9 protein-coding genes are annotated in these 11,949 nt (G+C 61.5%); 3 read left to right on the top strand and 6 right to left on the bottom strand.

What is annotated here, in order from left to right; all coding sequences use genetic code 11:
• Positions 1–67: 67 nt before the first annotated feature.
• Positions 68–850 (bottom strand): SDR family oxidoreductase, encoded by a 783-nt coding sequence (locus C2E15_RS07070; protein ID WP_104956742.1) that lies wholly within the window; start codon positions 848–850, stop codon positions 68–70.
• A gap of 124 nt (positions 851–974) precedes the next feature.
• Between C2E15_RS07070 and C2E15_RS07065 the strand changes: the two genes are divergently transcribed.
• On the top strand, positions 975–2,789 hold the full coding sequence (locus tag C2E15_RS07065) for a glycoside hydrolase family 15 protein (protein WP_104956741.1): 1,815 nt from the start codon (positions 975–977) through the stop codon (positions 2,787–2,789).
• A 191-nt stretch (positions 2,790–2,980) separates the two neighbouring features.
• Positions 2,981–4,060, top strand: coding sequence for a L,D-transpeptidase family protein (locus C2E15_RS07060; RefSeq protein WP_104956740.1), 1,080 nt, complete (start codon positions 2,981–2,983; stop codon positions 4,058–4,060).
• A gap of 55 nt (positions 4,061–4,115) precedes the next feature.
• On the opposite strand, the gene C2E15_RS07055 is transcribed toward C2E15_RS07060, so the two are convergent.
• Complete coding sequence (locus tag C2E15_RS07055; RefSeq protein ID WP_104956739.1) at positions 4,116–5,141, bottom strand: DUF481 domain-containing protein; 1,026 nt, start codon at positions 5,139–5,141, stop codon at positions 4,116–4,118.
• Between the two features lie 672 nt (positions 5,142–5,813).
• Between C2E15_RS07055 and C2E15_RS07050 the strand changes: the two genes are divergently transcribed.
• A complete protein-coding gene (locus C2E15_RS07050) occupies positions 5,814–7,418 on the top strand; it encodes an inorganic phosphate transporter (RefSeq protein ID WP_104956738.1) in 1,605 nt (534 codons plus the stop codon).
• On the opposite strand, the gene C2E15_RS07045 is transcribed toward C2E15_RS07050, so the two are convergent.
• The 4 genes from C2E15_RS07045 to C2E15_RS07030 all read right to left on the bottom strand — a co-directional run bounded on the left by C2E15_RS07045 (position 7,394) and on the right by C2E15_RS07030 (position 11,910).
• Positions 7,394–8,593 carry an MFS transporter gene (locus C2E15_RS07045; RefSeq protein ID WP_104959103.1) on the bottom strand — a complete coding sequence of 400 codons (1,200 nt, stop codon included), beginning with the start codon at positions 8,591–8,593 and terminating at the stop codon, positions 7,394–7,396. The two genes, C2E15_RS07050 and C2E15_RS07045, sit on opposite strands and share 25 nt — an antisense overlap.
• 92 nt (positions 8,594–8,685) lie before the next feature.
• Positions 8,686–9,636, bottom strand: coding sequence for a tRNA dihydrouridine(16) synthase DusC (dusC, locus tag C2E15_RS07040; RefSeq protein ID WP_104956737.1), 951 nt, complete (start codon positions 9,634–9,636; stop codon positions 8,686–8,688).
• A 145-nt stretch (positions 9,637–9,781) separates the two neighbouring features.
• A complete protein-coding gene (rhlE, locus tag C2E15_RS07035; RefSeq protein WP_104956736.1) occupies positions 9,782–11,278 on the bottom strand; it encodes an ATP-dependent RNA helicase RhlE in 1,497 nt (498 codons plus the stop codon).
• A 239-nt stretch (positions 11,279–11,517) separates the two neighbouring features.
• Positions 11,518–11,910 carry a YbhQ family protein gene (locus tag C2E15_RS07030; protein WP_104956735.1) on the bottom strand — a complete coding sequence of 131 codons (393 nt, stop codon included), beginning with the start codon at positions 11,908–11,910 and terminating at the stop codon, positions 11,518–11,520.
• Positions 11,911–11,949 lie beyond the last annotated feature (39 nt).

Here is an 11,949-nt window from a genome sequence, read left to right as displayed (position 1 = left end):
TCAGAAAGCAGACACAGCAAAGCGCCGGGCGCGCTGCGCCTGACGCCTGAACCTTCCCCCGGGCGCGCTACTCCTCCCCCGCCTGCGCCGCCGCGAACTGCGGGTTGGCGAGCATGAAGCCGCCGTCGATGATAAACGACTGCCCGGTGGTATAGCTTGACCACGCCGAACAGAGCCAGGCGACCATGCTGGCGATCTCGCGCGTATCGCCGGGGCGGCCGGCGGGCACATGCGGCAGCGGAATGCGGTGGGCGTCGGCGTTTTCCATATCGTTCATCGGCGTGGCGATGGCACCCGGCGCGACCGCGTTCACCAGAATATTGTGCGGCAGCAGGCTAAGCGCCATCGCTTTGGTCAGGCCGCCCAGCGCATGTTTGGCAGCGGTATAGGCGACCGATCCCGGCAGCGGCGTATGCTCATGCACCGAGGTGATATTGATGATGCGCCCGCCCTCGCCCTGCTTCACCATCTGTCGCGCGGCGATCTGGCTGCAGATCAGCGCGCCGTCGACATCGACGGTGAACACCTTGCGCCAGTCCTCAAATTTGATATCCAGAAAATCAGCTTTGACGTTGGTGCCGGCGTTATTCACCAGCGCATCGATGCGCCCCAGCTGCGCAATCAGGCTTTCCAGCGCTTTGCCGCCCTGCTGCGGGTCGGAGAGATCGAGCTGAACCTGTTCGGCGCGGCGTCCCAGCTTGCGCACCGCCTCTGCGGTCTCCTGCGCGCCCTGCTCGTCGGAACGCCAGGTGATGCCAATATCATACCCCTGCTCCGCCAGCATGATGGCGCTCGCTTTGCCAATGCCTGAATCTGATGCTGTCACCACGGCGACTTTCGTTGTCGGCATAGCCTTACTCCTCTGTTGCGCTGATGAAATAAACAGCAAGTATAGACGCTGCCCCCGTCCGCGCCGCCGCGTTGGCGCACGCTTGTCTATAGTAGAAGCTCAGGCAACGCAATCGGGGAACGGCATGGCTCAGTTAAAACGACCTATCCACAATCACGGCGTTATCGGCGATCTGCGCACCTGCGCGCTGGTGGCGGACGACGGCGCCATCGACTATTTCTGCTGGCCCAACCTCGACAGCCCGTCGGTGTTTACCGCCCTGCTGGACAGCGACGAGGCGGGCGTCTTCAGCTTGACGCCGGACTGGAAAGCGTGCCGACGGCAGCAGCTCTATCTGCCTGACACCAATATTCTGCAGACGCGCTGGCTTGCCGCCGAGGGCGTGGCGGAGATCACCGACTATATGCCGATCTGCGAACGCGACGATACCAGGCCGCGCATTATCCGGCGGCTGAAGATGGTGCGCGGCGAGGGGCGCTTCACGATGCGCTGCGCCCCGGTACATGACTATGCACGCGCCACCACTAAAGCGCGCCTGCAGGATGAGGCGGCGCTGTTCAGCGCCGACGGCCAGCCGACGCTGCGCCTGACCGCCACCGTGCCGCTGCAGATCGATCGCCATGCGGCGGTCGCCAGCTTTACTCTGCGGACCGGCGAACATGTCGAATTTATTTTCGGCTGCGCGCAGGATGAGAAGCTGGATAATCTGCATACCGATATCTGCTTTCAGGAGACGCTGCATTACTGGCGCAGCTGGTGCCGTCAGAGCAACTGGCGCGGACGCTGGCAGGAGATGGTCAAACGCTCCTCGCTGGCGCTGAAGCTGCTTACCTCCTGGCAGCATGGCTCCATCGCCGCCGCCGCCACCTTCGGCCTGCCTGAGGAGCTGGGCGGCGAGCGCAACTGGGACTATCGCGCCTCCTGGATCCGTGACGCCTCGTTCAGCGTCTATGCGCTGATGCGCCTCGGCTACGTCGAAGAGGCGAAGCGCTTTACCCACTGGGTTGGCCACTGCGTCGAGAACAGCCATCATGAGCGCCACCGTCTGCAGGTGATGTACCGCCTCGACAGCGGCGTCGAGCTGCATGAAAGCGAGCTGCCGCACCTGGCGGGCTATGGCGATTCGCGACCGGTGCGTATCGGCAACGACGCCTGGCGACAGACGCAGCTTGATATCTACGGCGAACTGATGGATGCGGTTTACCTCTCCAACAAATATGGCGAGGCGATCTCCGAGCGCGGCTGGCGCAATGTCTGCAGCACCATTAATTATCTGTGCGAACACTGGCAGGAGCCGGACGCCGGTATCTGGGAGATGCGCGGCGAGCCGCAGCATTTTCTTCATTCGCGCCTGATGTGTTGGGTCGCGCTCGATCGCGCGCTACGCCTCGGCATCAAACGCTCGCTGCCGATGCCTTACGCCCAGTGGGACAAGGCGCGCAGCGCTATTCGTGACGATATCTGGCAGAACTTCTGGAACGCCGAGCGGGGGCATTTTACCTCGACGCGCCACGGCACGTCGCTCGACGCCTCGATGCTGCTGATGCCGCTGGTGCGCTTTGTCGGCGCCACTGACCCTGACTGGCTGGCGACGCTGGACGCCATCAAGGCGAAGCTGGTGCGCGACGGCATGGTCTGGCGCTACGATCGCGAAGAGACGCCCGCCGACGCCCTTAATGGCCGCGAAGGCTCTTTCGTCGCCTGCTCGTTCTGGTATGTGGAGTGTCTGGCGCGCGCCGGCCGGGTGGAAGAGGCACACTTCGAATTTGAAAAGCTGCTGAGCTACGCCAATCCACTTGGCCTCTACGCCGAGGAGTTCGATTTCCATGGCTTCGCGCTGGGCAATTTTCCACAGGCGCTCAGCCATCTGGCCTTAATTAGCGCCGCCTTTTTCCTTAACCGCAAGCTGGACGGCGACGATCCGCAGTGGCAGCCGTGAGACAAAAAAAGCCTCAGGAAGAGGCAAGATAGGTATAGATGACATAGAGTTAAGTAAATATGTCGCCGTAAGGAAAAATCCTGGTTCCACAATCAGCGCTTATGCACATATAATGTGCAGCCGGTCACACTGGCCGCACCTGGGTTGACTCTCTAACAAGCCATACATTGGCACTAAACTATTGAAATAAGATGAAAAAGAGCCTTTTCGCGATCGCTTCACTGGCAGTGGCACTGGTGGCATTCAGCCAGCAGGCGCTTGCTGTGGTTTATCCTCTGCCGCCGGCCAACAGCCGTCTGACCGGAGAAAACCTGGAAATCACCATCCCGCAGAACAGTAAACTTCCGCTGGAAGCCTTTGCTGCCCAGTACCAAATCGGCCTCAGCAATATGCTGGAAGCCAACCCCGGCGTTGATGTTTACCTGCCGCAGCCGGGTTCAAAACTGATCATTCCGCAGCAGCTCATTCTGCCTGACGCGCCGCGTGAAGGCGTGGTGATCAACAGCGCGGAAATGCGTCTCTATTACTACCCGAAAGGCACCAAAACCGTTGTGGTGCTGCCTATCGGCATCGGTGAGCTGGGCAAAGATACGCCGATTAACTGGACGACGACCGTTCAGCGTAAGAAAGCGGGTCCGACCTGGACGCCGACCAAAAAGATGCATGAAGAGTACGCCGCGCGCGGTGAAACCCTGCCGGAAATTTTCCCTGCCGGTCCGGATAACCCGATGGGCCTCTACGCGCTCTATATCGGCCGTCTGTACGCCATTCACGGCACCAATGCCAACTTCGGCATCGGCCTGCGCGTGAGCCACGGCTGCGTGCGTCTGCGCGCGGACGATATCAAATGGCTGTATGACAATGTGCCGGTCGGCACCCGCGTACAGTTTATTGACCAGCCGGTGAAAGCGACGGTTGAGCCGGACGGTTCACGCTATGTCGAGATCCACAACCCACTCTCCACCACCGAAGAGCAGTTTAAATCGCGCGCGCCAGTGCCGATTACCCTGACCCCGGCGGTGAGCAAAGTGATGAGCGACGCCAGCGTCAATCAGGCGGTAGTGGACCAGGCGCTGAAAGCGCGTTCAGGTATGCCGGTGAAAATCAACGGCGTTGCTGAAGAAGCGCCGACGCCACAGCAGCCGGAAATCGTGCAGCCGCAGCCGGTTCAGCCGGTGGCGCCGCAGAGCGCCGGCAACGTGGCGCCGGACCAGACGCAGCAGCCTGAGGGCGTTGCCGCGCCAGTGGTTAACGGCAACAGCGGCTCCTGATCGACACACCGCTGTAATCGGGGGCGATGCACGGCATCGCCCCTTTTTTTTCGCCCTACCATTTCACTCCCAGCCCGGTGGTAAAGCGTCGTTCATTGAGGGTATCGCGGGTGCCGCTAACGAAGTCGCGCGCATAACCGATATTCAACGTCGACCAGCTGGTCAGCGCATAACGCAGCCCAATCTCCGCATCCAGCGTAAATATGCCATCTTCATCAAGTGAATGGCCCGCTTCGCCGTGGCTGAACAGGGTAAGCGTTTTGCCATGCAGGTAGCGCTGATAATCCCAGCGCAGCGAGGCGCCGAAATGGCTGTCGACGCTGCCGTCGTTGTAGCCATAGCTGAAGGCGCCCGCCAGCAGCGACAGCGAAAAGGATCCCAGCTCGTCGTCCCAGAACTGGTAGCCGGGACCGGTGCCAATCAGCCCCTGCTCTGAGAGATCCTCTACCCAGTCGCGCTTGTAGCTGGCGCGCCCCTGCCAGAAGAACTGCTCGCGGAAGGTATAGTCCAGCGCATAGCGCAGGCTGTAGTTATTGGTATTGACGCTGGCATCCTCTTTTTCCCGGTTCCAGGTGGCGCCGAGGTTATGACGCCATTTCCCCTGGCTGAGCTTGCTGTTAAAGGCGAAGCGCGTGTCCTGTGTCTGGGTCGAGGCGTGTTTGAGATCGACGCCGGCATCGATATTGCCGGTCCAGTTGAGGCGGTCGCTTTTGACCCTGGCTTTCATAAATTCGTCGATGCGCGACACCGGGACTTTCTCTTCCTCCCGGCGGTCGCGCAGCACCGTCAGATAGCCCGGCTCGGCCGCCGCCAGCCTGACGCTGTAGTTTTCCCCGGTCTGGCTGTTGCGCAGCGTAATGGCGTGCTGGCTGCTGAGCGTGCTAACGGCGGACCAGTTTAGCGATAGCGTGCCGCCCCAGTCGGTATCCATAACCAGCTTGCCATCGCTAAGCGAACGCACAGTGCCGCTGAGGCGGTCGCCATTGTGCAGCCAGACGGTATCGCCCGCCGCGCCGCCGCAGTAAAGCGCGGCCAGCCAGACAGCGCTGCGGCTGAGCCTGGCAAAAGTGAAAAAGAGCATAAGCGGTATTCTGACGTCCCTGGCGGACAAAGCAGTAAGTCTGGCAGCGAACCGGCAGCAGGAAAAGAGAAGATAATTCCGAATCTTTGCGCGTCGGCGTAAACACATTAATTGTAATTATATTATTTTATATATAAAGGAATTAATTAAAATATAATAATTAACAAACTACTCTTTTATTTTTGGCACAAATAAAAAGTCGCGCATTTAGTTAAATAATAGATTGACGCCGGCAGCACTTTTATTAATAATCAGCGCGTCACCTTAGTTAAAAATAAAAATAGTATCAGCACGCTTCCTCCACCAGGGAAATCTCTTTGTAGTATTACGCCTGTTGCCGTCGGCCCTGCGCCGGCGGCGCTTTTATTGCTGGCCGTATCCCGTGCCCTGCGCGCTCATCGCCACGCCCGGTTTCATTAGTGACCCAACTTACCGCATCCGCTAAATAACCGATAAAGAGATGCCGAAAATAATGCATTGGCGTAATTTAATTTTATACGCGCCAGATTTTTTCCGTTTTATTTTCCCGCTGTCGATTTATTAGTGCGGACTCCGCCTGCGGCGGCGCTTTTTTTTGCGCGCGGCGACACAATTACCGGCGCGCCGCCGTCATCCTCCTGTCATATAAGAAGCGTATCACCACTGCAGCCTTTCACGATTTCAGGGTGCGATATGAGTGATCACGGCGCTTTTGCGCGCTATACAACCCGCTTTCCCTCGCTCTATCCGCAGCCTTCCGGCAGACGGCAGCGCGTCTCTCTGCTGCTGGTCGGGCTGCTGTCGATGGCCGGCATCTGCTGGATGATGACGCAGCTCTCTGCAGACATACGCGACGCCTTCGGTGGCGCCCCGCCGTTTGTTTCCGCCCTGCTGCTGTGCGGCGCGCTGCTGCTGGCGCTGGGCTTTGTATTTATTAACGGCATGCACGATACCGCTAACGCCGTTACCACGGTTATCTATACCGGCACGCTTTCTCCCGCCCGCGCGGTGCTGATTTCCGCCATCGCCAATATGCTCGGCGTGCTGCTGGCCAGCGGCGTGGTCGCCTGGGGCGTGATGTCACTACTGCCGGCGGAGGGGATGATCGCACTGGATAGCCGTCACGGCTACGCGCTGATTTACGCGCTGCTGCTGGCGGCGATTGTCTGGAACCTCGCCAGCTGGTATTTCGCGATCCCCTCGTCCTCTTCCCATGCGCTGCTGGGCGCGATGCTCGGCGTCGGCGTCGCCAGCAGCCTGCTGAACGGTCAGGGGGCGCTGGCAGGCATCGACTGGCGTCAGGCGGGCTGGGCCGGCTGGGCGCTGCTGCTGTCGCCGCTGCTGGGCTTTCTCGCCGCTGCCCTGCTGCTGCGGCTGATGAAGGTACTGCTGCCGTTGTCGCTCACGGCATCCGGCGCGCCGGCGGAACGCCCTCCGCTCTGGCTGCGCGGTATGCTGATCCTGACCAGCAGCGGCGTTTCGTTTGCTCACGGCGCTAACGATGGTCAGAAAGGCATGGGGCTGATGATGGTGATCCTGTTGATCGCGCTGCCGGGCGCTTTCGCCCTCAACCGCGCGATGCCGGAACGCGAACTGGCCGATCTGACGCTGCTGACGACGCAGGCGCAGGCACAGCTGCCGCAGCGCGCCGGCCTCTCACTGACGTCGGCGCAGGCGATACTGGATAATTCGCGCCAGCAGCAGGGAGCGCGCGACGGCGTGTTACCGGCGCTGGGGGCGATGACCGCCAGCCTGCATCAGCAGCTGAGCGGGATAAAACGGCTCAGCGAGCTACCACCGGCAGAAACTGCGGCGCTGCGCCTGCGTATGACGCTGACTGCCGACGCGCTACAGCGGCTGCTGGCGCAGGAGAACCCGCTCTCCGGCAGCCAGCGCGCGCTACTGGCCAGCCTGACCGCGCAGCTTAAGCACGCCAGCAGCGTGATCCCGTGGTGGGTAAAAATCGTGGTGGCGCTGGCGCTGGGGCTTGGCACGCTGACGGGCTGGCAGCGCATTGCCATCACTATTGGTGAGCGCACCGGTAAAGCGCCGCTGACGCCGATACAGGGCGCCAGCAGCGAGCTGGTGGCCATGACCACGCTGGGCGTGGCAGAACAGTTCGGCCTGCCGGTCTCTACCACTCAGGTGCTGACCTGCGGCGTAGCGGGTAGCATGGTGGCGAGCCGCAGCCCGCTGCAGCCTCGTACCCTGAAACGCATGGGACTGGTGTGGCTGCTGACGCTGCCGGTCTGCGCGCTGCTCTCCGCCCTGCTTTATGCGCTGTTTATCGCCCTGTAGCGCGCCTGTAGCCAGAGACGCAGCGTCAGCAGCAGCGCCATCAGCACCATCAGCGCGGCGGCGGGCCAGATGGCATTGATGCCCGCGCGGCTAATCAGCAGGCCCGCCAGCGGGCCGGTCAGGCCGAGCGCCAGATCGAGAAACGCTGAATAGGTGCCGAGCGCGGCGCCCTGGTTCTGCACCTCGACCTGCTTCACCGCCTCGACCCCCAGTGCCGGGAACACCAGCGAGAAGCCCGCGCCGGTTAAAAACGCGCCCGCATCCACCAGCCATGGCGTATCTGCCTGCCAGATCAACAACAGCCCCAGACACTCCAGGGCAAATGAGCAGACCGATACGGGCAGCCCGCCGTAGCGGGTAATGGTGCGGCTGAAGCTCAGACGCATCAACACAAAGCCGATGCTGAACAGGCTAAGGGCAAAAGCCGCGCCCTGCCATCCGCGGCTGGCGAAATAGAGGGTGATAAAGGTGGCGATCATGCCGAAGCCGATAGTGCCCAGACCCAGTCCCACCCCGTAAGCCCACACTTTCGACGCCACGCGATGAAACGGAATGCGCGCCCCGACGGCGACGCTGACCGCCGGCTTGCCGCTGGCGAGTGCGAAGCCGACCACGCCCATCAGCGCCACCAGCGTCGCGAAGCCATGCACGCCCATCAGCGCATTCAATGCCACGCCAAGCGGCGCGCCCAGCGCCATCGCCAGGTAAGTCGCCACGCCGTTCCACGAGATCACACGCGCCGTTTGCGTCGGACCGACGATATTCATTCCCCAGAGGGTGGCGCCGGTGCTGCTGAAGCTCTCGCCGACGCCCAAAAAGAGGCGCCCCGCCGTCAGCAGGCTCAGGCTTAGCCAGGGGATGGCGACCGCCAGCCCGGCCAGTACCGTCAGCGCGCCGCTCAGGCCGCAGCAGCTCATACCGAGCATCACCACTTTTTTTGGCCCGAGCGCGTCCGCCAGCCTGCCCGACTGCGGGCGGCTCACCAGCGTGGCGAAATATTGCACGCTGATAATCATACCCGCCATAAAGGCGCTGTAGCCGAGCTGGTGATGCACAAAGCCGGGCAGTACCGCCAGCGGCAGGCCGACCGAGAGGTAACAGAAAAAGGTAAAGACGATAACCGAGAGGATGCGCCGGTTAAGTTGCGCGTGAGTTAAAGCGGGTATCGGGGTCATAATCGCTGAAAAAACAAGGGGAACATGCGGACCCATCATACGACAGGCCCGTCAGCGACGCGTCCTTTTTATCATAATGTTACAAAACAGCGTTACGCCATCGCCTGCTCGCAATGGCGGTCGATCGCCGCCGCGATCGCCGGCGAGGTTTTCAGCGTGCGCACGGTGGTGAACAGGCCGTCCGCCTGCGGATAGGCCTTACGCAGATAGCCGAGCCACTGTTTAATGCGCGCCACGTGATACAGACCGGTATCCCCCTGCTTCTCCAGGCGGGTATAGCGATGCAGTAGCGCCATCACCTGCGGCCAGGGCATCGGCGGCTCGTTATATTTCACCACCCGGCTAAGATTAGGCACGTTCAGTGCGCCGCGGCCGATCATCACTGCGTCGCAGCCGGTCTGCGCCATGCATTGCTGCGCGCTCTGCCAGTCCCAAATCTCGCCGTTGGCGATCACCGGAATACGCAGGCGCTGACGGATTTCGCCGATCGCCTGCCAGTTGATGCATTCGGCGCGATAGCCCTCTTCTTTGGTGCGGCCATGTACCACCAGCTCGCTGGCGCCCGCCTGCTGCACCGCATCGGCGATCTCGAAGCGCTTGTCGCCGGAATCCCAGCCCAGACGCACTTTAACCGTTACCGGCAAATGGGCGGGCACCGCCTCGCGCATCGCTTTCGCGCCGCGATAGATCAATTCCGGATCTTTCAGCAACGTGGCGCCGCCGCCGCTGCCGTTGACCAGCTTCGAGGGGCAGCCGCAGTTTAAATCGACGCCCCAGGAGCCGAGATCTGCCGCGCGGGCGGCGTTCTCCGCCAACCACTGCGGATGCTGGCCCAGCAGCTGCACCCGCACCAGCGTGCCGCTGGAGGTGCGGCTCTGCTGCTGCAGTTCCGGACAGAGGCGCAGAAACGATTTTACCGGCAACAGCTGATCCACCACGCGCAAAAACTCGGTGATGCAGAGATCGTAATCGTTTACCGAGGTCAGTAATTCGCGCACCAGCGAATCGAGAACCCCCTCCATCGGCGCCAGTAACACCCGCATGAGTACACCCTTTGAAAAAAATGACGCGCAAGTTTACGCCTTTTGCGCCGCGCTGAACATCGCCGACGCGCGCTTTATGACGCCGGCGCAGCAAAAAAAAACGGCCACCGCAGGGGTGACCGTCTGTTGCCGTCGTGAGATGCGATTAACGATTGCCGGCAGGCTTATCGCTGCGCGGACGCGATGAACGCTGGCCGCTGCGCTCGCCGGAAGGACGACGCGGCTGGCTGCCGTCGCGATCGCCGGAGAGACGACGCGATGGCGCGCCTTCGCCAGATGTGCGACGCGGCGCATTGCCTTCGCCGCTGCGGCGCGGCGCGTTGCCTTCGCCAGAGGTGCGGCGCGGCTGACGCTCACCGGACGCGCTCTGACGCTGGCCGGCCGGCCGATCGCCGCCCTGGCCGCGCGCGGACTGACCGCGTCCGCCCTGGCTGCGACCACCGCCGCCGCCATTGCCGCCGCGCTGCTGACGGCCGTTCACGATCGGTTCCGCTTTGATGCTCGGATCCGGCTCAAAGCCCGGCAGCGCCATACGTGGAATTTCACGCTTCAGCAGACGTTCGATATCGCGCAGGAGCTTATGCTCGTCCACGCAGACCAGCGAAAGCGCTTCGCCGGTTGCCGCCGCGCGGCCGGTACGGCCGATACGGTGAACGTAATCTTCCGGCACGTTAGGCAGCTCGTAGTTCACGACATGCGGCAGCTCTTCAATATCCAGGCCGCGCGCGGCGATATCGGTTGCCACCAGCACGCGGATCTGACCGCTTTTGAAATCGCTCAGGGCACGGGTACGCGCGCCCTGGCTCTTGTTGCCGTGAATGGCGGCGGCGGTGATGCCATCTTTATTCAGCTGTTCGGCAAGGTGGTTGGCGCCGTGCTTGGTACGGGTAAAGACCAGCACCTGCTGCCAGTTGCCCTGACCGATCATCAGCGACAGCAGTTCCCGCTTGCGCTTTTTATCCACGAAGTGAACGTGCTGCGTCACCTGCTCGGAAGCGGTATTGCGGCGCGCGACTTCTACCTGGCTCGGGTTATCCAGGAGCTTCTCGGCGAGGGTTTTGATCTCGTCGGAGAAAGTAGCGGAGAAAAGCAGGTTCTGGCGTTTGGCCGGCAGACGCGCCAGCACGCGACGGATGTCGTGGATAAAGCCCATATCGAGCATGCGGTCCGCTTCATCCAGCACCAGCATCTCTACGTGGGAGAGATCGACCGCGTTTTGCTGCGCCAGATCGAGCAGACGACCCGGCGTCGCCACCAGCAGATCGACGCCGCCGCGCAGCTTCATCATCTGCGGGTTGATGCTGACGCCGCCGAAGACCACCAGCGAACGCAGGTTAAGGTATTTGCTGTAGTCGCTCACGTTTTCGCCGATCTGCGCCGCCAGCTCGCGCGTCGGGGTTAAGATCAGCGCGCGTACCGGGCGACGGCCTTTCGCCGGCTGCGCTTTGGCGCTCAGCAGCTGCAGGATCGGCAGGGTAAAGCCGGCGGTCTTACCGGTGCCGGTCTGGGCGCTGGCCATCAGATCGCGACCTTCCAGTACCACAGGGATCGCCTGACGCTGTACAGGGGTAGGATCGCGATAGCCTTGCTCGGCAACGGCACGCAAAATATCGGCGTTAAGGCCGAGAGAATCAAAAGACATAGGGGTTCAACTCCGGTTCCACCCTGACCGTCGTTAACGGTGCAGTTTCCAGGGGGGAGATCATGACGCTTGTTGAGCAAGCGGTTGAAAGGGCACAAACTACGGTGCGTAATGAGATCAGTGTAACAGTTTACGCGTCGTGGGGATAGCGGCGCGCCGCTGCTGGCGTAAAAAGCGCGCGTCGTGCAATAAAAACGGGGCCGCGCATGGCGGCCCCGACCCTTTGCAGCAGGCTTTGTTTAGCTGCGTTTCTTTTCCACGCGCGGCGTCGGCGCTTTGACCAACAGCGACACCAGCGCCGGTCCCACCAGCATCACCAGGCCAAGACAGGCCAGCAGCAGGTTGTTATGCAACAGGCGGGACACCAAAAACAGCACCAGCATCGCGGCGCCGAAGTAATAGGTTGTGGTGATCTCCTCTAAAAAGTCACCCACCCGACGCAGCCGCGGAATACGCTGCGTCAGCAGCATAGCGATAAATACCGCGGCGTAGGCGGCCACCAGTACGCTGCTTACTTCCACCAACGCCCTCTCCCGCCAGCCCCAAATCAGGGCGACAAACATCATCAGATGCAAAGAGATATGCAGGCAGGGTTGGCCGGTCGCAATCTGTATACGGTTAAACCATTTCATCCTCTTCTCCCGGCAGCGTCCGAACGCTGCCCAAGTTGC

Source organism: Mixta gaviniae (assembly GCF_002953195.1).
GTDB lineage: Bacteria > Pseudomonadota > Gammaproteobacteria > Enterobacterales > Enterobacteriaceae > Mixta > Mixta gaviniae.
Note: the sequence above shows the minus strand (reverse complement) of the source record. Positions and strands in the feature narration are given on the sequence as shown.

Coding starts and splice junctions, on each gene's coding strand:
- C2E15_RS07070 (WP_104956742.1), bottom strand. CDS start 850: ATGCCGACAACGAAAGTCGCCGTGGTGACAGCATCAGATTCAGGCATT.
- C2E15_RS07065 (WP_104956741.1), top strand. CDS start 975: ATGGCTCAGTTAAAACGACCTATCCACAATCACGGCGTTATCGGCGAT.
- C2E15_RS07060 (WP_104956740.1), top strand. CDS start 2,981: ATGAAAAAGAGCCTTTTCGCGATCGCTTCACTGGCAGTGGCACTGGTG.
- C2E15_RS07055 (WP_104956739.1), bottom strand. CDS start 5,141: ATGCTCTTTTTCACTTTTGCCAGGCTCAGCCGCAGCGCTGTCTGGCTG.
- C2E15_RS07050 (WP_104956738.1), top strand. CDS start 5,814: ATGAGTGATCACGGCGCTTTTGCGCGCTATACAACCCGCTTTCCCTCG.
- C2E15_RS07045 (WP_104959103.1), bottom strand. CDS start 8,593: ATGACCCCGATACCCGCTTTAACTCACGCGCAACTTAACCGGCGCATC.
- dusC (WP_104956737.1), bottom strand. CDS start 9,636: ATGCGGGTGTTACTGGCGCCGATGGAGGGGGTTCTCGATTCGCTGGTG.
- rhlE (WP_104956736.1), bottom strand. CDS start 11,278: ATGTCTTTTGATTCTCTCGGCCTTAACGCCGATATTTTGCGTGCCGTT.
- C2E15_RS07030 (WP_104956735.1), bottom strand. CDS start 11,910: ATGAAATGGTTTAACCGTATACAGATTGCGACCGGCCAACCCTGCCTG.